At 40.4% G+C, this 23,047-nt stretch carries 24 protein-coding genes and 2 tRNA genes; 3 read left to right on the top strand and 23 right to left on the bottom strand.

Annotation, left to right across the window (positions count from 1 at the left end):
* Positions 1 to 118 precede the first annotated feature (118 nt).
* From dusB to MKY51_RS00470, 16 genes are all read right to left on the bottom strand, one after another.
* The gene (dusB, locus tag MKY51_RS00545) at positions 119 to 1,129 is read right to left on the bottom strand and encodes a tRNA dihydrouridine synthase DusB (protein ID WP_339174690.1); all 1,011 of its coding nucleotides are present in this window, start codon (positions 1,127 to 1,129) and stop codon (positions 119 to 121) included.
* A gap of 21 nt (positions 1,130 to 1,150) precedes the next feature.
* Positions 1,151 to 1,354 (bottom strand): helix-turn-helix transcriptional regulator, encoded by a 204-nt coding sequence (locus MKY51_RS00540; RefSeq protein ID WP_339174689.1) that lies wholly within the window; start codon positions 1,352 to 1,354, stop codon positions 1,151 to 1,153.
* Positions 1,306 to 1,830, bottom strand: a complete 525-nt coding sequence (folK, locus tag MKY51_RS00535; RefSeq protein WP_339174688.1) for a 2-amino-4-hydroxy-6-hydroxymethyldihydropteridine diphosphokinase — start codon at positions 1,828 to 1,830, stop codon at positions 1,306 to 1,308. Before folK ends, MKY51_RS00540 begins: the two co-directional genes overlap by 49 nt.
* Complete coding sequence (gene folB, locus MKY51_RS00530; protein ID WP_339174686.1) at positions 1,827 to 2,195, bottom strand: dihydroneopterin aldolase; 369 nt, start codon at positions 2,193 to 2,195, stop codon at positions 1,827 to 1,829. Before folB ends, folK begins: the two co-directional genes overlap by 4 nt.
* Positions 2,196 to 2,205: 10 nt before the next feature.
* The gene (folP, locus tag MKY51_RS00525) at positions 2,206 to 3,066 is read right to left on the bottom strand and encodes a dihydropteroate synthase (protein WP_339174684.1); all 861 of its coding nucleotides are present in this window, start codon (positions 3,064 to 3,066) and stop codon (positions 2,206 to 2,208) included.
* Positions 3,050 to 3,913, bottom strand: coding sequence for an aminodeoxychorismate lyase (pabC, locus tag MKY51_RS00520; RefSeq protein WP_339174682.1), 864 nt, complete (start codon positions 3,911 to 3,913; stop codon positions 3,050 to 3,052). Before pabC ends, folP begins: the two co-directional genes overlap by 17 nt.
* A 12-nt stretch (positions 3,914 to 3,925) precedes the next feature.
* Complete coding sequence (pabA, locus tag MKY51_RS00515; protein ID WP_339174681.1) at positions 3,926 to 4,495, bottom strand: aminodeoxychorismate/anthranilate synthase component II; 570 nt, start codon at positions 4,493 to 4,495, stop codon at positions 3,926 to 3,928.
* Positions 4,492 to 5,901: an anthranilate synthase component I family protein gene (locus MKY51_RS00510; protein WP_339174680.1), complete on the bottom strand. Its 1,410-nt coding sequence runs from the start codon at positions 5,899 to 5,901 to the stop codon at positions 4,492 to 4,494. The genes pabA and MKY51_RS00510 overlap by 4 nt, the downstream gene beginning before the upstream one ends.
* A gap of 149 nt (positions 5,902 to 6,050) precedes the next feature.
* A complete protein-coding gene (gene cysK, locus MKY51_RS00505) occupies positions 6,051 to 6,986 on the bottom strand; it encodes a cysteine synthase A (protein WP_251691514.1) in 936 nt (311 codons plus the stop codon).
* Positions 6,987 to 7,327: 341 nt separating this feature from the next.
* Positions 7,328 to 8,305 carry a peptidyl-prolyl cis-trans isomerase gene (locus MKY51_RS00500; protein ID WP_339174679.1) on the bottom strand — a complete coding sequence of 326 codons (978 nt, stop codon included), beginning with the start codon at positions 8,303 to 8,305 and terminating at the stop codon, positions 7,328 to 7,330.
* Entirely contained in the window at positions 8,289 to 9,170 is an 882-nt protein-coding gene (hslO, locus tag MKY51_RS00495; protein ID WP_339174678.1) for an Hsp33 family molecular chaperone HslO, read from the bottom strand. Before hslO ends, MKY51_RS00500 begins: the two co-directional genes overlap by 17 nt.
* 17 nt (positions 9,171 to 9,187) lie before the next feature.
* Positions 9,188 to 9,955: a type III pantothenate kinase gene (locus tag MKY51_RS00490; RefSeq protein WP_339174677.1), complete on the bottom strand. Its 768-nt coding sequence runs from the start codon at positions 9,953 to 9,955 to the stop codon at positions 9,188 to 9,190.
* A 202-nt stretch (positions 9,956 to 10,157) separates the two neighbouring features.
* Complete coding sequence (ftsH, locus tag MKY51_RS00485) at positions 10,158 to 12,194, bottom strand: ATP-dependent zinc metalloprotease FtsH (protein ID WP_339174676.1); 2,037 nt, start codon at positions 12,192 to 12,194, stop codon at positions 10,158 to 10,160.
* A gap of 184 nt (positions 12,195 to 12,378) precedes the next feature.
* Positions 12,379 to 12,921 carry a hypoxanthine phosphoribosyltransferase gene (gene hpt / locus MKY51_RS00480; RefSeq protein ID WP_339174675.1) on the bottom strand — a complete coding sequence of 181 codons (543 nt, stop codon included), beginning with the start codon at positions 12,919 to 12,921 and terminating at the stop codon, positions 12,379 to 12,381.
* Between the two features lie 32 nt (positions 12,922 to 12,953).
* A complete protein-coding gene (tilS, locus tag MKY51_RS00475; RefSeq protein ID WP_339174674.1) occupies positions 12,954 to 14,360 on the bottom strand; it encodes a tRNA lysidine(34) synthetase TilS in 1,407 nt (468 codons plus the stop codon).
* Positions 14,361 to 14,381: 21 nt separating this feature from the next.
* Positions 14,382 to 16,736, bottom strand: coding sequence for a SpoIIE family protein phosphatase (locus tag MKY51_RS00470; RefSeq protein WP_339174673.1), 2,355 nt, complete (start codon positions 16,734 to 16,736; stop codon positions 14,382 to 14,384).
* Between the two features lie 255 nt (positions 16,737 to 16,991).
* Between MKY51_RS00470 and MKY51_RS00465 the strand changes: the two genes are divergently transcribed.
* The 3 genes from MKY51_RS00465 (at position 16,992) to MKY51_RS00455 (ending at position 17,467) form a co-directional block, all read left to right on the top strand.
* Positions 16,992 to 17,068: transfer RNA gene (locus MKY51_RS00465), tRNA-Met, on the top strand.
* Between the two features lie 6 nt (positions 17,069 to 17,074).
* Positions 17,075 to 17,146, top strand: a tRNA-Glu gene (locus MKY51_RS00460).
* A 132-nt stretch (positions 17,147 to 17,278) separates the two neighbouring features.
* Complete coding sequence (locus MKY51_RS00455; RefSeq protein ID WP_339174672.1) at positions 17,279 to 17,467, top strand: sodium:potassium antiporter; 189 nt, start codon at positions 17,279 to 17,281, stop codon at positions 17,465 to 17,467.
* A 115-nt stretch (positions 17,468 to 17,582) separates the two neighbouring features.
* Here the strand turns inward: MKY51_RS00455 and MKY51_RS00450 are convergent, their stop codons facing one another.
* The 7 genes from MKY51_RS00450 to MKY51_RS00420 form a co-directional block, all read right to left on the bottom strand.
* The gene (locus MKY51_RS00450) at positions 17,583 to 18,011 is read right to left on the bottom strand and encodes a S1 domain-containing RNA-binding protein (RefSeq protein WP_008408265.1); all 429 of its coding nucleotides are present in this window, start codon (positions 18,009 to 18,011) and stop codon (positions 17,583 to 17,585) included.
* A 239-nt stretch (positions 18,012 to 18,250) separates the two neighbouring features.
* Positions 18,251 to 18,685 (bottom strand): septum formation initiator family protein, encoded by a 435-nt coding sequence (locus MKY51_RS00445; RefSeq protein ID WP_339174671.1) that lies wholly within the window; start codon positions 18,683 to 18,685, stop codon positions 18,251 to 18,253.
* Positions 18,686 to 18,731: 46 nt separating this feature from the next.
* Complete coding sequence (gene yabQ, locus MKY51_RS00440; protein ID WP_339174670.1) at positions 18,732 to 19,187, bottom strand: spore cortex biosynthesis protein YabQ; 456 nt, start codon at positions 19,185 to 19,187, stop codon at positions 18,732 to 18,734.
* 2 nt (positions 19,188 to 19,189) lie between these two features.
* Complete coding sequence (gene yabP / locus MKY51_RS00435) at positions 19,190 to 19,489, bottom strand: sporulation protein YabP (protein WP_008408271.1); 300 nt, start codon at positions 19,487 to 19,489, stop codon at positions 19,190 to 19,192.
* A gap of 86 nt (positions 19,490 to 19,575) precedes the next feature.
* Positions 19,576 to 19,866: an RNA-binding S4 domain-containing protein gene (locus MKY51_RS00430; RefSeq protein WP_339174669.1), complete on the bottom strand. Its 291-nt coding sequence runs from the start codon at positions 19,864 to 19,866 to the stop codon at positions 19,576 to 19,578.
* 4 nt (positions 19,867 to 19,870) lie between these two features.
* Positions 19,871 to 21,337: a nucleoside triphosphate pyrophosphohydrolase gene (gene mazG, locus MKY51_RS00425; protein ID WP_339174668.1), complete on the bottom strand. Its 1,467-nt coding sequence runs from the start codon at positions 21,335 to 21,337 to the stop codon at positions 19,871 to 19,873.
* A 9-nt stretch (positions 21,338 to 21,346) separates the two neighbouring features.
* Positions 21,347 to 22,951, bottom strand: coding sequence for a polysaccharide biosynthesis protein (locus MKY51_RS00420; RefSeq protein ID WP_339174667.1), 1,605 nt, complete (start codon positions 22,949 to 22,951; stop codon positions 21,347 to 21,349).
* Positions 22,952 to 23,047 lie beyond the last annotated feature (96 nt).

Raw genomic sequence — 23,047 nt, 5'->3', positions numbered from 1 at the left:
AGCATTTCTTTTAGTGATTCACCTGTTTCGAATTAATTTTAAATATCAGATAATTCTGTTAAGCGAATTTCCTTTACATAATAAAAAGGCATCATAAGCTGATGCCTTTTACTACTGTTTATACTATAACCGCTTCTTCTTCGTATTCATCTGCAACACTGTTTAATAGAATACGTAATTCCTGCTCAGTCTCAGTTAAATTGATGGCATTACGGATTTTCCCGTTTCCGCGAATTCCTTTTAAATACCATGATGCATGTTTACGCATTTCTCTTACCGCTACTTTTTCACCTTTAAGTGCTTTTAAGCGTTCAAAATGTAGTAAACAAACGTCCATTTTTTCACGGATTGAAGGCTCTGGAATTTGAATACCTGATTCCAAGTATTTCACCGTTTGATAGATCATCCACGGATTCCCTAAAGCAGCACGACCAATCATAACGGCATCTGCATTCGTTTGTTCCAGAATGCGCTTTGCATCTTCCGGTGTTTCCACGTCTCCATTTGCGATAAACGGGATGCTAATATTTTTCTTCACTTCAGCTAAGACATCCCAGTTTGCCTTACCTTCATACATTTGCACACGTGTTCGGCCGTGCATGGCAATTGCAGATGCACCTGCACGTTCTGCTGCTTGGGCATTTTCTACAGCGAATACACGCTCTTCATCCCATCCGATACGCATTTTTACCGAAACCGGTTTATCAACTGCATCGACAACAGCTGAAACCATCTCGTAAATTTTGTTCGGATCAAGAAGCCATTTTGCGCCGGCTTCACATTTAATAATCTTGTTTACAGGACATCCCATATTGATATCGATAATATCGGCTGTTGTATGTTTATCTACAAACTTTGCTGCCTCTACTAAATTTTCTTTGTCTCCTCCGAAAATTTGCAGTGTCATCGGATTTTCGCGCTCATCGATATAAAGCATGTCCAATGTTTTTTTGTTGCGGATATTCAACGCTTTATCACTGATCATTTCCGCGTATACTAACCCTGCTCCAAACTCTTTTACAGTTAAACGGAAAGCCGAGTTGCAAATTCCGGCCATCGGGGCAAGAACGACACGGTTATCCATAATAATATCGCCTATTTGGAATGGCTTTTGGTCGATGTTTGACACCTTTTTGTTCCCTCCACTAGGTTATTCACCTTTTAATTCGTTTATATCTATTTGTAATACATCTGCAATTGTTTGAAGTTGTTCTTCTGAGGCAATTTTCTCGCCTCGTTCAATACGCCCTAAAATGGTTACAGATATACCTATATGTTTTGCAAATTCGGTTTGCTGAATTCGTTTCAATTTTCGAAAGGCCCGAATTCTGCGACCGTATTGATTTTCTTCCACAGATTGACGCCTTCTTTCTCTATATCAAGTGCATGTAACGCTTTTTGCACGCCTACAAGCATATCATAGTTTTGCGTCATAATCTCTTCTAACGGTACAAGCACGAATGCACGCTCATACATACGAGGATGTGGAACCGTTAAATTTTCTGTTTCATACTGTTCTTGACCATACAGCAAAATGTCCAAATCGATAATTCGCGGTCCCCAACGGAATTCACGAATACGACCAAGATCATTTTCGATTTTTTGGCATTGCGCTAGAAGCTCGTAAGCATTTAGCTCTGTTTCAAGAGCGACGGCAATATTTAAAAAATCGGCCTGATCTGTATAGCCTACTGCTGCTGTTTCATAAATTGAAGAAATCGCTGTTACTTTAATCGCCTCTTGTGCAATGAGCAGTTTCACCGCGGCCTGTAAGTTTTGCTCACGCTCACCGATATTCGTACCAATCGATAAATACGCTGTCGTCGTCATACGAATTGCCCTCTTGTAATTTCGACTGCGACTTCTTTATAATGCCCCGGAATTGGAGGATCAGGCTTAATAATTTCGACGCGGCATCCAAAAATCTGATCTTCATACTGCGTTAAAATACTCGAAGCAACTTTTTCGGCAACCGCTTCAATTAACTTATACGGTTTCCCTTCAATCACTTCTTTACAAATATCATAAACGCCAACATAGCTTACCGTATGATCCAGCTCATCTGTCTCACCAGCAAGCTTCATATCAACAGCAAGCGAAACATTAGCACGAAAGCGTTGTCCTAATACGTTTTCTTCCGGTAATACACCGTGATAACCAAAAAACTGCATTTCTTTTAAATGAATGTAATCCATTGCAAACTCCTTAATGTCTCGGTGCCAATTCACCTTGTACTTCAAATTTCCCTACAAGTGCATCCATCATTTTCACTGTCCGCGCCACTTCCTTCACATCATGAACACGCATCATATGGCAGCCTTTTTGAACACCAAATGCACAAGTAGCGGCTGTCCCTTCCACTCGTTCCTCAACAGGTAATTCTAAAATTGATCCAATCATACGCTTGCGTGATGTCGCAAGCAATACCGGATATCCTAATGCAACGAGCTCATCGAGGCGCTGCATCGTTTCAATACTTTCACTTAGACTCTTCACAAAACCGATGCCCGGATCAAGGAAAATATGCTCATCACGTACTCCTGCTGCTTTTGCAATTGCAATACTTTCCTGCATATCGGCCATATATTCGGCAAAGTAGTTATCATACTGATCTGATAGGCGGTTATGCATTAAAATGATCGGCACATCAAGTTCCGCTGCAACATTTGCCATTTCCGGATCTGCCTTTGCGCCCCATATGTCATTAATAATATGTGCACCTGCTTCAATTGCAGCCCGCGCTACATTGGATTTATACGTATCAATGGAGAGAATCGCAGGTACTTCTTTTAAAAGCGCTCGAATTACCGGTACGACACGTGCAATCTCTTCCTCATCGGAAATTCGTATATAGCCTGGGCGTGTTGATTCCCCGCCGACATCGATAATTTTCGCTCCATCTGCCACCATTTTTTTCGCCTGGGCAACAGCTTTTTCAACCGAATTGAACTTGCCGCCATCCGAAAATGAGTCTGGTGTTACATTTAAAATGCCCATCACGAACGTTTCTTTGCGAAAATCCAGTTCAATCCCATTTAATGTGAGTACTTTATAGTTTTCTAACATGACGGTCTCCTAAAAGCGTAATGATTTTCTGTAAATAATTTTGATGCAGCTTTTTATAAAGTCTGCCTTCGCTGCCGGCAAACTGTACCTTTCCTATGCGGGAAATCGGTACAAGCTCCTGTACAGCCGTTGTAATAAAGCATTCATCCGCCTGTTCCAACTCCCATGCCATAAAGCGTCCTTCCCGCACCGGGATTTGGAGTTCAGCAGCGAGTTGAATGACTATTTTTCGGGTAATGCCCGGTAAAATGCCTAAATTAGTAGAAGGCGTATATAGTATACCATCTTTTATCCAAAAGACATTTGACGTAATGCCTTCTGCGACAACACCGTCCTGGTCGGTAAAGAAACCTTCCTGTGCAGCTAAACTTGTTAACTCTAAACGTGCCCGAACATTATTGCCGTAATGATGACTTTTATAGCGGATCTGTTGTTCAGGGGTATTCCGCACTGTTTTCAGCCAGACTGCTTCTTTTTCTTTACCACGTACCATATTCGGCAGTTCTTTACGAAACAGAATAACGGTTGGTTCAGTATATTCTGATGGGGCAAGTCCAATCGGATGTACACCAGCCGATACATTTAAACGAAAATACCCTTCTTTGCCGTCCTGTGCATTGAGCTTTTCAATGACTTCTCCTATGTCCTCTAGCGTATACGGAAAATGAATACGGTATTCTTTTAACGCTTCCAGCAGGCGGCTGAAATGTTCGCTCAAATAGACAGCCTTCCCTTCATATGTCCGAAACGTTTCAAAAAAACCAAGTCCATATAAAAAACCATGATCGAACGGGGAAATTTTCAATTCCTGCTCATCGATATACTGGCCATTCATCCAACAAAGCATTACCCATTCCTCCTAACAATACGTCTCAATAAATGTTCGTAACAGCTGCTTGCCGTCTTCAGTCATAATTGACTCCGGATGATATTGAACCCCTTCAATTGGATATTGTTTATGACGCAGACCCATAATTTCGCCTTCCTCTGTCCAAGCCGTCACTTCGAGGCAGTCCGGTAATGTTGTAGGCTCTACAATCAGTGAATGGTATCGCGTTGCTAAAAACGGGTTCGCATTCTTTCTGTGCAGCCCCACCCCATTATGAAGAACAGGGGATGTTTTTCCGTGCATCAGTCTTTCCGCGCGTACTACATCACCGCCAAATACTTGTGCAATTGCCTGATGACCTAAGCACACACCTAAAATCGGAAGCTTCCCTGCAAAATGTTCGATAATGGATAGACTTTCTCCGGCATCATTTGGTGTACAAGGCCCCGGTGAAATAACAAGCATCATCGGTTGGAGCCTTTCAATTTCTTCTACCGTAATTTCGTCATTGCGCTTAACGACCAGTTCATGACCGAATTCACCGAAGTATTGCACTAAGTTATATGTAAACGAATCATAGTTATCAACCATTAAAATCACTTGCTCACCTCTTCTGCCATTGCTTTTGCCTGCCACATTGCTCTTGCTTTATTCATCGACTCAATATACTCGTTTTCCGGAATCGAATCGATGACTATTCCGGCACCCGCTTGAATGTATGCAATACCATCCTGAATATACGCTGTACGGATGACGATATTTAATTCCAGATCGCCTGTATAGCCAATCCAGCCGATCGATCCTGTGTATAGACCACGGCGTACCGGCTCAAGCTCTTCGATAATTTCCATCGTACGGATCTTCGGTGCTCCTGTAATCGTTCCACCCGGGAACATCGCCCGAATGACATCCGCATTTGTTTTTCCTTGCGCAATCTCCCCTCGAACATTCGAAACGATATGCATCACATGTGAATAATGCTCAATCACCATGAACTCATTTACTTCTACCGTTCCGTATTTGCTCACCCTTCCTAGGTCATTGCGCTCCAGATCAACGAGCATGACATGTTCTGCACGTTCTTTTTCATGTTCGATAAGCTCATTGGCCAACGCCAAATCCTGTTCCTCCGATGATCCGCGCGGGCGTGTACCTGCAATCGGTCTTGTCGAAAGCTCAGTCCCTTTACGTTTTACGAGCAACTCCGGAGAACCGCTCACTACCGCAAAATCCTCGCTTTCAATATAAGCCATATACGGTGAAGGATTGAAAGAACGAACCGCCTCATACACCGCAATTGGTGCTGACGAAAGCTTTTTCGCCTGTCGCACAGACAAATTCACCTGGAACACATCGCCTTGTCCAATATAATGCTGAATTTTATGTATCGCAGTTTCAAATGCATCTCCGCTGAATGAAACTTGAAGTTCCGCCTCATCCTGCTGCATATTTTTTGCAGTTTCCTGATTAAAATGGCGCTTTTTCAAGCCGGCTTCGGCATGCTGCTGCCAATCTGTTTGCCATGAAAGTAAATCAACTTCACTAGTAGAGAATTTCATCAATGTCACTTCGCCCGTTTGGACATTATGTACTGCCCAATGATCAAACAAGTAAAAATAAAGATCCGGTACTTTTAAATCGTCTTCTGTCACATTTGGAAGCAACTCAATTGTGCGCGCATAATCATATGAAATAAATCCAATGGCTCCACCTTGAAAATCAGGAAGTGCCGGATTCGCTTCAAGCTTGTACTCGGCGATCACTTTTTCCAGCTCCGCGAGTGCTTCACCTGTTTTCAGCTCTGTCTCCCCACTTTTCCAAGTCAGCTCAAGACCTTGTGCCACTGACTTTGCCGTTGCGATTGGTTGCCATGCAGCGATTGAATAATGCCCTCCACGACCGCTTTCCAAAAACGCTCGTTGTTTTTCCTTTGTCGTCTGTTCCTGGAAACTATAATAAAATTCATCGTTTGTCATGTAAAATGTATGTGTTTCTAGTTGTTGCATCAATTTACACCTGCTTTGCCTTTTTCTTAATTAAACTCGATAACGCTGTAAAAATCCATTTTTAACTTAGCAGTTCCAAAGAAAAAAAGCCATTTTACGAGAGTGATTCTCGCAAAATGGCTTTTAAAAATCTGTTAGACAAATTTTAATTAGTCTTCAAATTGGTATAAAGGTGTTGATAAGTAACGCTCACCGTTTGATGGGATAATCGCTAATACGTTTTTGCCTTTACCTAAACGTTTTGCTGTTTCGATTGCTGCGTAAATTGCTGCACCTGAAGAAATGCCAGCTAAAATACCTTCTTCGCGTGCTACTTTACGTGCATATTCGAAAGCTGTTTCGTTTTCAACCGGTAATACAGAATCATATACTTCTGTGTTTAATACGTCCGGAATGAAACCTGCACCAATACCTTGGATTTTGTGTGGGCCAGGGTTACCGCCTGAAAGAATTGGAGAATCTTTAGGCTCGACAGCGATAATTTCGATTTCAGGGAATTTATTTTTCAATACTTCGCCTGCACCAGTAATTGTACCGCCAGTACCTACACCAGCAACAAATGCATCTAATTTTAAGCCTTCTTGCTCGAATGCTTCCGCAATTTCAGGACCTGTTGTTAAACGGTGAATTTCTGCGTTTGCTTCGTTTTTGAATTGTTGTGGCAAGAAGTAACCTTCTGATTTAGATAATTCTTCTGCTTTTGCAATTGCACCTTTCATACCTTCTGGACCTGGTGTTAATACTAAATCAGCACCATAAGCACGTAAAAGGTTGCGGCGCTCTAATGACATTGTTTCAGGCATTACTAAAACTGCTTTGTAGCCTTTAGCTGCAGCAATCATTGCTAGACCGATACCAGTGTTACCAGAAGTCGGCTCGATGATTGTACCACCTGGCTTTAATGTGCCGTCTTTTTCTGCTGCTTCAACCATAGCTAAAGCTAAGCGGTCTTTTACTGAAGAACCTGGGTTAAAGTATTCAAGTTTTACGTAAACTGTACCTTCATTTTCACTTGTTGCATTGTTTAATTTTACGATTGGTGTGCGACCTACTAAGTCCGCCACTGAATTTGCTAATTTACTCATTTTATCCATTCCTCTCCAAATCCCTACCAATTCAATAGGTTTTACTTAATTTGTATCTTATCAATTTTTGATGCTACTTGTCAATTAATTGAAACGATATTTTTGGAAAATTTCTGACTATTTCAGTTTATTTAATAAAAAAGGCATGGACAGCAAAATTGATTTCCATTCCGGGGACGCTTTCCGGGTGCACGGCCTGAGCCTGTAGTCTCAGGCTCGCGCTATTCCCCCAGGAGTCGCCCCTCCATTCCAATCAATTTTAAAAAGTAGCAGTTTCTCAATAAAAGTTCCCCTTTCACTAAAAACTTCAACTTCTGTCCTTGCCCGCCTTCAATCTTGCGTTAGTTTTTTGATTCTCCGTAGAACCATGTCGCATCAAATTCTGCCCAGAAAGCTTCCGGTGTAATCGATGGCGGCAGCTGCTCTAAAGCGAGCTGGCGTTTTACATGCCCTTCTACTTCATCAAAGCTGAATGACTGCCCTTCCATGTTCTCTGTCACGGTAACAATCGCATAGCGCCCATCGCTTAATACAAATGGTTTGGAAGTTTCTTTTTCCTTCAGTTTTTCCACTTCCGGTAAAATTGCCGGATCGACTACCGATTGACTTGATGAAATAAAGCCAATATCGCCGCCTAAACTAGCCGAAGCTGTATCCAGTGAATGTTCGCGTGCCAAAACTGCAAAATCAGAGCCGTCCTTCAGCTCTTTTTCCACCCGCTCCGCGTCCTCTTTTGAATTCACGATTATGATACTAGTACGGTGGGTAGTCGGAATATTATAAATCGATTTATTGTCTTCATAATATTTTTTGGCTTCGTCCTCTTTTACTACAATATCATTTGTCAGTACTTTATCCAGAATAAGCTGTGCCCGCATTTTTTGGCGCAGTTGTTCTGGAGATAAACTATGTAAAGATGTATCGTTTGAATCTTGTGCCGAGCGTAATAAAGCAATTTCCAAATCTATTTCTTCTTCTTTTACTTCGAGCTTATATTTTTTGGCCGCTTTTTCCATAACAGCTTCATTTACTAAGCTCTGCAATGTTTCTTTTCCGTATCGGTTTTCCATTTCAGTAAGCCATTGTTGGCGTGTAATCGGTTCTCCCTCGACGGCAGCAATACTTTCGCCGCCGCCATCTGCTTTTTCTGATGTTTTTTCATCAGATGGGAGTAACCATAGCACAAACCAAAATAGATTTCCGACCAATAATATTAGTAATAACAGCAACGTAGGTTTTGTTTTTAAGCGTCGTTGTGTGTACGGTAAATTATTTTGTGTTGGTTGTGGTGTTTGGTGTAAATTACGATTGGATTTCATTCACAAAGCCTTCAAGTTCACTTTTATCGAAGTGGTACTTTTCTAAACAGAAGTGGCATTGCGCTTCTGCCTGACCATCTTCGTCAATCATTTCCTGAATTTCACCGACACCTAAACTGATAATTGCCGCACCAAAACGCTCTTTTGAACATTGACATTGGAACTGTACAGGCATTGACGAAAGGATTTGAACATTTCCTTCTCCTAATACCGCCTCTAAAATTTGCTCAGGTGAATATCCTTTTTCAATCATTTTTGATACAGGCTCAATTGAAGACAAACGTTTTTCGATTGCTTCGATCGTTTCTTCTTCACAGCCCGGCATTAATTGAATGATAAAGCCACCTGCAGCCAGAATTGTATTATCCGGATTTACCAGTACACCTAAACCTACTGATGAAGGTACCTGTTCAGATGAAGCGAAGTAATATGTGAAGTCTTCAGCGATTTCTCCTGAGACAATTGGTGTTTGACCTGAGAACATATCACGTAAACCTAAGTCTTTAACAACTGTCAGTGCCCCTTCAGAACCGACACCTGCACGTACATCAAGTTTTCCTTGTCCATTTAATTCAAAGTGAACATGCGGGTTTGTAACGAAGCCACGCACATCTCCTTTGGCATCTGCATCGATAACCATTGGACCGATTGGACCGTTTCCTTCGATTTTTACCGTAATTTTGTCGTCCCCTTTTAACATTGCACCCATCATTACAGATGCTGTCATTGAACGACCTAGCGCAGCAGATACAACCGGCCATGTATTATGACGGCGTTGTGCTTCTCCTACAGTTTCAGTTGTATTTGTTGCAAATGCACGAACTTGTCCGTCATATGCAATCCCTCTTACTAAGTAGTCTTTCATGTTGAAATTCCTCTTTTCTATTGATTTCTTTTATAAATCGTCGCTAGTCCCTTGAGTGTCAAAAATGGATCGACGACATCAATCATCTGGGTTTCATTCGCGATTAATTTTGCCAGCCCGCCAGTTGCTATAACGAGAGGCTCTTCTTTACTTTGAGCCTTCATACGACTGACGATGCCTTCTACTTGTCCTAAAAAACCGTAAAAAACACCTGCTTGCATAGCGGCTACCGTATTTTTTGCCACAACTTGCGATGTATGGGCAATTTCTATGCGGGGCAGCTTGGCAGCACGCGTATAGAGCGCCTCTGTTGAAATGGCAATGCCGGGTGCAATGGCCCCCCCTGCATAATCACCGCGCTCATTAATATAGCAATACGTGATTGCAGTACCAAAGTCGATAATAATCAGCGGTCTGCCACTATATTGCTGTAATGCAGCAACCGCATTCACAATACGGTCTGACCCTACTTCACGCGGATTTTCATACTTTATATTCAAGCCTGTTTTTACACCGGGCCCTACAATTAAAGGCTGGATATTGAAATATTTTTTACACATTAATTCAAGTGCAAACATGATAGGTGGCACAACTGAGGATATAATAATCCCTTTTACTTGTTCAAATGAAATGCCTTCATGAGCAAAAAATGCCTTAAACTGCATCGCATATTCATCTTCAGTTTTTCGTATGTTTGTTTCTGTCCGCCAATGATGGATAAGTTTATCCTGATGATAAATTCCTAAAATAATATTGGAGTTACCTGCATTCATTACTAAAATCACAAGTGGCACCTACTTTTCCTGTACTGAAAAAAATCATACCATATTTGGCCATCTACTATACAGTATTCAGTATTTTTAGCCGGCAATCCTTCCCTTTCAACAACATCCGTTGATTTCCTGAGAGGGCAGATGCATTTCGCAACTTATTACGAAGAAAAAACTGACTATCTCCTTTTCCCAGGAAATAGTCAGTTTCGTTGTATTATTTTAAACGGTCTTCATCGATGCCTTGCGGGCGATCATCTGACGCGTCTTTCGGTAAATCTTCAACTGTCGGTGATTTCTTTTCACCTTGAACTTCGTTATTGATTGAAACATTACCAGCAGTTTCAATTGTTGGTGTTGCTTCATTTTTTTCATTTGGAAGCTCTGATTCTACTACCACCTCTTCAGGAGGTAATATACCGTGATCGCGTAAATGTTCGATTTGCTGTGCATTTAACGTTTCTTTTTCAATTAACGTGTTAGCGATTAAATCTAGTAAATCACGACGCTCGGTTAAAATACGTTTCGTACGAGCATATTGCTCATCCACGATACGCTGAACTTCTTTATCAATTTCGTATGCTACTGTATCAGAATAGTTTTGGTCTGAACCGAAGTCACGACCTAGGAACGGATTACCACCTTGGTTTGAACCGTATTGAACAGCACCAAGACTATTACTCATTCCGTATTCTGTTACCATTGCACGCGCAATACTCGTTACTTTCTGGAAGTCATTATGTGCACCTGTTGATACTTCGCCAAGTACAATTTCCTCCGCAACACGTCCGCCAAGTAATCCGGCGATACGGTCAAGTAACTCTTGCTTCGTTGTGAAGAAACGCTCTTCTTTCGGTAACATGATGGCATAACCACCAGCTTGGCCACGAGGGACAATTGTTACTTTATGAACAGTATCAGCTTCATCCAATTCAAGACCGACAACTACGTGACCGGCTTCATGGAATGCAACAAGCTTTTTCTCTTTTGGAGAGTACACACGGCTTGCTTTTGCAGGACCGGCAATTACGCGGTCGGAAGCTTCATCAATATCTGCCATGTTAATCATTTTTTTGTTTTTACGAGCTGCTACAAGAGCTGCTTCGTTTAACAAGTTTTCTAAATCCGCACCTGAGAAGCCTGGTGTACGTTGTGCAACAGCAGCCAGATCAACTGTATCTGATAATGGCTTATTGCGTGCATGTACTTTAAGGATTGCTTCACGGCCTTTTACATCTGGGTGACCAACCGTAATTTGACGGTCAAAACGACCAGGACGTAATAATGCTTTATCTAGAATATCCGGGCGGTTTGTTGCAGCGATGATAATAATACCTTCGTTTGCACCGAAACCATCCATTTCAACTAGTAATTGGTTTAATGTTTGTTCACGCTCATCGTGTCCACCACCAAGACCTGCACCACGTTGACGACCTACTGCATCAATTTCATCGATGAAAATGATACATGGGGCATTTTTCTTAGCATTTTCAAATAAGTCACGAACACGAGATGCACCGACACCGACGAACATCTCTACGAAGTCAGAACCTGAGATCGAGAAGAATGGTACGCCCGCTTCACCGGCAACAGCACGTGCAAGTAATGTTTTACCCGTACCTGGAGGACCTACTAATAGAATCCCTTTTGGAATACGTGCACCGATATCAGTGAATTTACGGTGATCTTTTAAGAAATCTACTACTTCAACAAGTTCTTGTTTCTCTTCGTCGGCACCTGCCACGTCATTGAAACGAACTTTTTTCTTCGTGTCATCAAATAATTTTGCTTTTGATTTCCCGAAGTTCATCACCTTATTACCGCCACCTTGCGATTGGCTTAGTAAGAAGAAGAATAAAATAATAATGATGACAAATGGAATAATGCTCGTAAGGAATGTTACGAATCCACTTGTTTGTGGTTGTTCTAAAATTTCCAGTCCTGGATATTCGCCATTTGCAACTTGTTCTTCAATTTGCAAAATACGGTCTACAGAAGTTTGGTCATTTTGTAAAACGTTTACTGTGAAAGTTTCGCCATCTTCAGCGCCTTTCATCTGACCTACGATTTTATACACGCCTCTTTCAGGCTGTATTTCCATAGAAGCAATCTCATTGCTCTCTAAAGCCTCAAAAAACGCATAGTAATCAAGGTTTTCAGTTGTCTTTTTTCCACCATTAAATGTTCCAAAAATCCCGATGATCACGAGAAATATTAGTAAATAAAATATGGTGTATCGAAATATTCGATTCATCCCCAGCCTCCTCACAACGTTACAGAAAAACTATAAGTAAAATCTTAACATACGTTGAAATTTTCATACAATAAAAAGCACCGCACATTTTAATCGTTGAAACGAATTATGACAAAATCCGTCTTTTTACTATTTATGTCTGGATGTTTACCTCAAAATGAAGGTTTGTACAATCTAGAAAATATTAAAATGAGTATACTTCACGTTTTAAAATTCCAATGTAAGGTAAGTTACGATATTTCTCTGCGTAATCTAAGCCGTAGCCTACAACAAAACCGTCCGGTACTTCAAAGCCAACAACATCTGCATTCAATTCCACTTTACGGCCAGATGGCTTGTCCAGTAATGTTACGATTTTAATCGATTTTGCTTTACGGTATTTAAATAAATCTACTAAATAGCTTAATGTTAAACCACTGTCGATAATGTCTTCAATAATAATGACATCGCGACCTTCCACACTTGTATTCAAGTCTTTAAGAATTTTTACTTCCCCAGATGAAACGGTTGCATTCCCATATGAAGTAACATCCATGAAGTCCAATTCTATATAAGAATCGAAACGTTTCATTAGATCCGTCATAAATGGCATTGCACCTTTTAACACTCCGACAGCTAATGGGAACATATCTTTATATTCCTCTGTCAGTTGAGCACCAAGCTCTTTAATACGTTCCTGAATTTGTTCTTCTGTAATCATAATTTTTTCGATGTCATTTTGAATCATGAGTAGATTCCTCCTTTTATTGTTCAAACTTTCTAAAGACGTTCATTGCTATCGACAATAAGCACCATATCATGCACTGCCGACTTTACATTAGAAAATTTATTGTTAACGCGTACAGCTACTATCGCTAAAAGGTCATCATCAGCATCGACTAACAATGGCCAGCTAGCTCTTTTTGTTAAAGGAATCTTGTCATCAATAAAAACTCGAGATACTTTTTTCTGATGCTGCATACCTTGTAGCAAAATACGATCCCCTTGTTTTGGAGCTCTTACGTATAGTGGGAACGATACTGATGATGCGGCGAAAAAGTGATGCGGATACTTTTGCAGTAAGTCCTCATCACATCGTGCAAGTTCCCCAATATAGATGCGCATCGTTCCAAGTACACACCACTGATTCAACGTGATTTGTTGAACTGATGTTAGCAGATCTTGCTGCTTGTACTCAAATACAACTTCATCGTATTGTTGACGCGCAATAAAATTCTCCGGTAAATCAAGTGCACGACTTCCATTCGACGTTGAGAATAACGCCAAAATCGTCGTACAAAGTGCATAGCTTTGAATCGTATTTGAATCGTTATAAAGATAACTTAATAGTATTAAAATGAGCCTCCTTTGTAAAGCAAGCGGCTCTTTTTGTAATGCCGAAACTTTTACTTTATAACAATTTTTGTCGGCTTTATGAAAAAGCTTTGGAAAACGCTCTCCTGCAAGCTCCATTAAATACGAATCATCATCTGAAAGCTGCTGTGCAATGTGGACTGCATGTTGGGAAACAAGGGGGTTTTCTTCCTTCAAAACTGGTACAACATTGTGACGGTAACGGTTACGGGTATAGTCATCCTTAGCATTGCTCGGATCTTCACGGTATAAATGACCTTTACTATGTAAATATTCCCCAATTTCGTCTTTTGTAACCATCAAAAAAGGTCTGATTAATGTAAATTGTTGAAATTTACGTGACGGTAAAATTCCTTTCAACCCGTTTAGTGAACTCGCTTTCGTCAAGGCCATTAACATTGATTCCAACTGATCGTCCGCATGATGTGCCGTTACTAGTTTTGAAAACTTATGTTTATGCATGACGGTTTCAAAGAAATGATAGCGTTCCTTCCGGCAAATTGCCTGAATATTTCCTCCTTCCGCTTTGTGGATTTCTGCAATGGGTATCGCACAGCTATAGAATGGAATCGCCCAGTCACTGCATGCTTTCTCAACAAATTGGCGGTCTTCGGCAGATTGCTCGCCGCGCAGCATATGGTCTACATGCGCCACGGCGAGTTCAATTTTAAAATAGTGCCGGAAATGATAAAAAAAAGAAAGAAGCGCCATTGAATCAACGCCTCCTGAACAAGCAATTAGTAGTCTGTCTCCGCTTTTTATAAGCTCTTGCTCTTTTATATAAGCTAATACTTGATGTTCTAAAGTGTGCATTTACTCACCTCATATTACATTTCAATGTGTGATTGCTGGTCTGAATACTTGCCACGGTTTTATTACATGCTGCAAACGGAATAACATCACAGTGCAATCATCAGCAATTGGGTATCTTTGTTTAAATTGCATCATGACATCATATAGGACAACCTGGATGGAAGCACCATTTTCCAGCCCTTGACGAATCAGCCTGATAAATAATTGCTCCTGTGCATCCCATTGTGCAGATGGTGAAAATAACCCGTCCGAAATCATTAAAATAACATCCTCTGACAATAGTTGTGTCATTTCCGTATCAACTGCAAAGTTTGGTAAAAAACCAATCGGTGCACTTGTACTTTCGATCTTGAATAAATCGTTCCCTCTTAACACATAGGTCGTCATGCCTCCCGCTTTCCAACACCATAAGTGGCCGAACTGTAAATCGACAAGTGCAAAATCCATTGTTGCATACATGTCCGAATCGTTTTTCAGCGACATCACATAATGCATTGTGTGCATTGCTGTTTCAGGGTCCATATTGTAAGTAAGACAATCCTGCATCATTTGAATTAAACGTTCACTTTCTCGATTCGCCCTTACATTTGTCCCCATTCCATCGGACAGCATAATCGCCATTAGCCCCGGATGGATCGGGAATACACGGTAGGAATCACCGGAAATTGCATGGTTTGCATGGGAATACGTATATATATCATACTCCAACTGATAACGAATTGCTGAAGTAAACTTAATTTGACGATAAAAAATAGGCGAGTGCTGCTCGTAAATCTGTTCACCTTTTAATGGTTCATGCAAATATTCAAACAGTTGCTGTTCTAGCTGCTGGATAACGACATGTGCATCCCGATGATCTGCGACATAACACACGAACTCCCGGTTCCCTATTTCATTTTTTATCCACTGAATATGTAAACAGTGAATATCATTTTCTTTTAAAAATTGCTGCATCTCCCCATCCATTTCAGATGTGCCGATTTCTAGTCGCTGGCTGTTTAATAGTTTTTCAAAGTGGCTGCTTAAATCACGAAGCTGTAAGGCAATCATCTTTTTGCCATGATAGAACTGTCTTTCCATATGCTCTTTGTGTAAAGCTGACTCTAGTTCTTCCAGCAATTTAGAAGATTTGATGCATTTCCCTTTCAGCTGCTCTTCCACCCGAATCCAGCTGACCGGTTTCGTGCTTCTTTTCGCTAAACGCCACGAATCGATAATTCCCTCCATCTCCCCTTTTCTCCCCCAGCATTCTTCATATTTGAAACAGCTGGAGCAAATTAGAAACGGTTCTGCAGTTGTCTTATTTTTCGCCTTATTTTGTGTGAAATGATCGAATACAAGCTCTTTCATAAAGGAAACAAATTGCTGAAATTGCTTAAGCTGCACTTCCACTACTTCATTGCGGTTCACCTGAATGACACTGACTGTAGTTTGTTTATAGTACATTTTGCAGTATTCAAGTATATTTTTCGGTAACAGCAGGAAAATGATGGCCCCTGTAAGCATCGACATAAAATAAATACTATCAATCGGTAATGTCGCATCATAAAAGAAGAAAAAAATACTCGGCAAAAAACTAAATATCGCCACAATATAACGTCCCTGATTTTGTACAAAAGCAGCGACCAGTCCTGTACAGGCATATAAAATCATCATACCTGTGAATGATAAGTTTGCTAAACCGATAAAAAAGCCAAGAGATAATGAAAAGATGACTGTAGCACCAACCGTCGAGGAATAGGCTACAAGGCAAATGAGGAAGTGAAGGACGATCAGCGCCATCGAAAAGTAGAAAAGAGTCAAGTTTTCCATGCCGATCAGCATACCGGCCAAAACGACAATAATTGCCGTAATTTTTTCTCTTGTCCACTCAATGTTTCCATTTTCTTTACTTGGCATTGTCAAAATACGCATAAAGAATAGAATTGAAACCGCAAATAAACATTCATATACGATATAAAATAATGTCATGACAGATGGCATACCACTATGAAGTAGCATTTGCCACGCTAGTTGAACAGCTATAATGGTAGTCCCTAGCAAAAAATACGGGGAAATTTTTATAAACTTAAACCGTACGAGACATTCCATGAAGAAAAGCTGCACTAAAACAACCGCTGCTTGTCCAAAGCCTAGAAAGAGGGTTCCAAGTATTCCCCCTAGTAAAGCGCTCTTCTGAAATGAGACAAATCTCGTTCGAATAACTAGCCAAAAAGGTAAAAATAACGGAGTAACAGCTTCAAAGAAGACTGCCTGAGCAAAACAAAAAGCTGCAAACGCTATAACACTCGCTATTATTATTCTCGATTTTTCTTTATATAAGAATAAGTTTAAGTTTAGTGTTTGAAACTCATTTTGATTATTTAATGTCACCATTTTTACTATCACCTTTTCTTTTTAACGCTATTATATAAAGCTGAAAAAGTGAATTTTGTCTGTTTGTAGGATTGGCGCCAAAAAATTGTTCGACTGTTTTTTTACGGGAATATGCGCGTTTTTTCACTTTTTTTATTAGTAATTGCAAAAAATAATAAGCAGTAATTTTCAGTGTAGTTTGGTAGAGGAAATATTAAAAAAATAGTGTTGACACTCTATAGACTGCAATGTATTATTAGTTTTGTTGTTAATTTTGGCGGTGTAGCTCAGTTGGCTAGAGCACTCGGTTCATACCCGAAAGGTCGTGGGTTCGACTCCCTCTGCCGCCACCATTTATAGGCCCGTTGGTCAAGTGGTTAAGACACCGCCCTTTCACGGCGGTAACACGGGTTCGAATCCCGTACGGGTCATCTCAAAAGCTGTTTAGGAACATTGTCTTCCTAGGCGGCTTTTATTTTGCCCTTTTCCTTGCTTTGTAAATTACTGACACACTTTCTTTCTAATCCTTTATACTTATTGTATAGGAGGAGGCGTTTTCTTTGGTGCAGAACTTTACATATTTAGCTTTTCTTTGCGGCATTAGCATGCTTCTAGTTGTTGGAGGCGTCTTATTGACAAACTTGCCGCTCCCATTACAAATAATTATGATTGCAATCGGATTAATTGGCGGTATTTTTTGCTTTGTTGCCCTTATTCGGGTACTCATCAAGCATAATGCCGAAAAAGAATGATTTAATCATGAGCCCCATTTCACAAGAAAAAGCGATGGATTGTAAGAATTACTCTTACAATCCATCGCTTTATCATCTATTTGACACTTTTTCTACGTTCAAACAGCCAGCAAAATTATCCTCTGCGAGCTCCACGGCCACCGCGCTTAGACTCAGTTGCACGCTTTAATGTAGTTAAACGCTCATCGCTATCTTTTAAGAAACGCGCCATCTTCTGTTCAAAGTTCTCTTTTGGTTGACGATCATTACGATCGTTAGAACGGTTGTTTTCGCGACGAGGACGCTGTGGACGCTCTGGTCGCTCAGCTTGAGGCTTTGCTTTACGAATTGAAAGACCGATCTTTCCATCCGCTTCAACATTCATCACTTTAACTTCGACTTCATCGCCTACTTTAAGATGCTCGTTAATATCTTTTACATAGTTATCTGCCACTTCACTGATGTGAACTAAACCTGTTTTACCATCTGGAAGCTCGACGAATGCACCGAAATTTGTGATGCCTGTTACCTTACCTTGTACTTTGCTGCCTACTTCAATTGACATAAAAAAAATGCTCCTCCTTAAATTTTAAGAGACTCTTCGATTGAAAAGCCATTTATCAATTATAATGAAACTTTTGTTGAATAGCTTCTTCTCTAATTATAGCTAACATAAAAAGAGTGTCAACAAGACACTCTACCTAAAGGCAATAAATACCAGGAATTTTAGCTTAATATTACCATGCTGACTGGTTTTTTATTAAATTTCAAAGTCACATTTTTCTTTGGATAACGATTAATACATTATTCTTTGTCATCTTCAGGCTTGTCTTTATTTTCTTTGTCCGATTTATTCGGTATTGTGAAAATAATTTCGCCCTCTTCAGAAAGGAAAAATTCTTTTCTTGCAAGCTTCGCAATATACTCATCATCTTCCAGCTTCGCAATCTGCAAATTTAATAGCTCTTGTCTGTGAAGCGCTTCTTCCAATCGTTCTTCAACCGCGGCTTTCGTTTCTTCCTTTGCGGCGAGGCGTTCACTCTGGACCATGTTTGCTTTTACTAATGCGGCAATTACTACAGTGGCTAAAATGAAAAATACTGCTAATCTTCTGCGACGACGTACAGCAATTTTTGCTTTAATTTGAGCTTTTGCTTGCGGATTTGAGCGGACATAGTCGTTATTCAACGACTGGACATTATGGTTATGTAGCTCTTCTTGCACATTTTTTCTTCCCATTTCCGTCTCCTCCCTCACAATCAATAGTTGTTATCATTATACGAGTTCATTGCTGTGTTTTAAAGTTTTTTAACAAATATTTCTTGAAAAACTTAATAAAGGGACGGCAAATAAATAATATAATCCCTATTATTAATTTTATAATATTTTTAACAAGCTTTATTACAACATGTCCAATAAAAAAAACCGGCTTCACAAATAAATTTATACACACTCTTCCAACAAAGCGGATAATTTTTTGGAACAGCAATTCATATGTTGCAATTCCGGCGATTTGGGCAAGTGGATCAACTACCCGCCATTGCCCTCCTTTTACTAAAAATAATAAATAAAACGTAGTAACCCCTAATATTAACCAGACTATCCATTCTAAAATCCAGGTAATACGTCGAATATTTTTTAGAGGGATACGATTTACATTAATTCGGATACAATCGATAATTGCACCTACAGCAACTCCGCTTATAAACATGACAAGAATGCTTATAAGCTGCGCACTCATCATCATCCAAACAATTTATGAAGGAAACTTTTCGATAAGCCACTCTCGCTTTCATCGTATTGGAATTGCTTCACTTCCCCTTCTAACGTTAGTAATCCCTTGTCCACGTCTAAATGAACAATACGCAGTTCCTCTCCACGAATCAATAAATGACCCTGTGATGTATTCACATAAAATTCTTCCTGATCAAATCGCTCGATACTTTTAACAGATGTCATGTCCATCCGTTTACGATTACGTACCGTTACTAAGTGATCCCCAGACGAAATGGTATAGCGCGCGCTTTCTTGATGAATAGTCAATGCAAGTCCCCCTTTGAGCTTATAGTTGTACACTATATGCAACAACGGAAAGAAGCATGACTTAAAAAGTTGGTCATGCCCTATTCTTATTCTTCATCATCTATAAATTCAGGTTCAACTTTCTCTAAACGCTCTTCTTTTATTATTGTAAACATTTTTAATGCATCTTCTTTTTTCACATTTTCACGAATCTCTTCGACACGTGCTGTAACGATTTTTTGACCGAAACGAATTGCCAGCTCATCGCCTACTTTTACAGTACTGCTTGCTTTTGCCACTTTATCATTAATTGAAATACGGCCTTGTACCGCTACTTCTTTCGCTAATGTACGGCGTTTAATTAAACGTGAAACTTTTAAAAATTTATCTAAGCGCATTCCATTACTCCCCTTTTTCCAGTTGTTTTGCTTCATTCCAAAAAGCATCCAGCTGTTCTAATGTAAAATCTTCGAACGACTTGCCGCTCTTTGCTACACTTTGCTCGACGAAATGAAAACGGCGGGCAAATTTTTCATTGGCATGCAGCATCGCTTCTTCAGGTGAAATTTTATAAAAGCGTGCGATGTTCACAAGTGTGAATAATACATCTCCGAATTCATCGGTACGGCTTATTTCGTTACCTTGCGTTATTTCTTCGCGGAATTCTTGCCATTCTTCCGTAAACTTCTCCCATGCATCATCAGCATTCGGCCAATCAAAACCGACTGTCGCCGCTTTTTTCTGGTAGTTGTATGAGGTTTGAAGCGATGAGTACGGACTATATTCGTTCTTTAATAATGGTTCGTCATCTGCATGCCCTTTTTCCTGCTTTTTAATTGCTTCCCAATTGGCTGTTACAGTTTCCGCATCCTCTGCCGTCACATCCCCAAATACATGCGGGTGACGTCGAATCATTTTTTCGCTAACCGATGCAAGCACTTCTTCCAATGTGAAATAACCGTTATCTTCCCCGATTTGTGCATGTAGAAACACTTGTAAAAGGACATCGCCAAGCTCTTCCACCATAGCAAAGTCATCTTCGGCATCGACCGCTGCTAAAAATTCATGCGCTTCTTCCAGTAAGTATTTCTTCAATGATTCATGCGTCTGTTTCTGATCCCAAGGACAGCCGTCTGGGCCGCGCAACGTGGCAATGATTTGTCGGAATGTTGTCCAGTCCCTTAATGCTTCCTCATCAGATTGAACAGGCGGCACATATACTGTCGTCAAATTATTGATTTCTGCTGCCTGATCAAGCTCATAAAGCGGGACAGTACGCAATGATTCCTGTGAAGATCCCGCTGCCGTAACAATCGTTACCGGGTAGTCATCGCGGTACTTCTCCATCAATGTAAGCTTTACTTCTGATGCACTGAACGAATCGTACACCTGAGCAATCAAAATATGCTGACGCATGTTCATATCATTGATAGACATGCTTGTCCCGTCCAATAGCTGAAACCCTTCTATCGGATCAATCTTTAAAGCCCCGAATATCGGGTCCAAAAAGCTTTGTCCGCCCTCAATTACAAGGCTGATCTGTCCGCTTTGGTCCGCTTCAATTAAGTGCTGGACAGTCTGCTCTGCTACGAGCGGATGACCTGGAACAGCATACATAATGTCCTCTTGTGCTACAGCTTCAATAAGACGCTTTGCAATTTCTTCATAAACGGGACCGAACGAGCCATGCTTAATATACACATCATCAAAGCTCGTAAACTCGATTCCTTCCATTTTTAAGTCCTGTATGACAGGATGATCCTCTGTTCGTACATATATTTTTTTGGCTGCTTTAATTTTTTTGTAAACACCCATTTGCATTTGTTCAAAATCGGCTGCTCCTAAACCGATAACAGTTAATTGATTCAAGTTATACACCTACTTCTTTCGATTTAACATTAATTGATAGGCAGCCATTCTCCTGCCGAGCGGGATTAAGAACCAATCCTTTTCTGTTAAGACACGCATTTTTGCGACTGCTGTAATGAAGGCACCTGCGCCGAGCACGACGAGCACACCACTGTAAATAAGTGCATCAAATCGACTGAACAGGCCGGTAAACAAGCTATTTAAGCTGTAAACAGCACCTTGTACGACAACGGTCATGACGAGACAGGCAATGGCCAGTTTTTTATAAAACGTACGATTCGCCAGGCGGATCGCCGTCAGTTTTTTTAAATAAATGATAAGTGCGGCAGCTGTAAAAATCAGTCCGATATTACTTGCTATTGCCGCGCCCAGCACATCATAATGCGGGATTAAAATAATGTTCCCTAAAAATTTTAATATGATTCCAAGCCCTAAAAAAATGGCAGGCCCTTTTAATTTACTATAGCCTTGTAAAATTGCTGTAAACGTTAAAATAATCGATAACGGAATAATTTGAAACGAATATAGCTTCAATACATTGGAATAGGCATCCGTCTTGAACAGCATTTGATTTACATATGGCATAACAAGTATTAATCCAAGTGCCGCAGCAACTCCAAATATAAGGGAGCTCCGGAAAGTCAATTGAATAAACGGCTTGGCGCCACGACCATTAGGCTGATTTGCCTTTAATGCGACGAGCGGCACAATGGCCAGCGATAAAGAAGTTGCAATAACGATTCCCAGTTGGACAAGCGGTTGACCACGGTCATAAATTCCTTTCACTTCCATCGCTTCAAGGACAGGCATTCCCGCGTGGACAAGCATTTTATATATCGTAAAGGAATCTACAAGTTGAAAGCACAACAATAACAGCGCACTCATGCTGATTGCGATACTGTATAATGTCACCTCTTTTAAAATTGGCCAAACTTTCACTCGGACTATTTTTCCTGAAGGTACATACTGTCTTTTCAAAAAGTAGAGCAACAGGATAATACCCGCTATTTCTCCGATAACTGTACCGAGCATCGCCATTTTCCCTGCAGCATAAACAGATTGCGTATATTGCAGCAAAACAATCGTTCCGACTAATATTATCGATACCCGGATCATTTGTTCGAACACTTGGGCATAGGCAACAGGCTGCATCTTACTTTCCGATTGGAAGTTGCCCTTTAAAACTGCAAGAAGCGGCATACATAACGTAATAAATGAGCCAACTTGCAATAACCCCGCTAGCTGAGGATCTTCCATCAAATTTGCTAAAGGCTGTGCACCAAAAAATAAAAGACAGAAAAAAATAAGGGCCAATGCTGTTAAATAGTAAAAAATAATGCGTGATACAGACCGTTTCTCCTCATATGTACCGCCACGTCCTTCAATATCTGCGAGCATTTTGGAAATAGCAACAGCAAACCCGCTTGATGTCCATACGACAAAAAACGAGATAAAAGGATACACTTGCTGATACACATAAAATCCTTGATCACCTACTAAGTTTTGATAAGGAACCCGGTAGATGGCACTTAATATTTTTACTAAAAGGGCCGCTACAGTCAGAAGAAGAGCGCCCTTCATATAATTTTTCATACCATAGCTTTGCGAAGTCATTCTATTTCCTTCCTCTATTTCATACAATGTACTAATTATATCATGAAAACCATTTGCTAATTTTACTCGAGGAATTAAAAAAACGCCCATTACTAT

The organism is Solibacillus sp. FSL R5-0691, assembly GCF_037974225.1.
Lineage (GTDB): Bacteria > Bacillota > Bacilli > Bacillales_A > Planococcaceae > Solibacillus.
The sequence above is the reverse complement of the archived record's forward strand: the minus strand, read 5'-3'. Positions and strand labels throughout refer to the sequence as shown.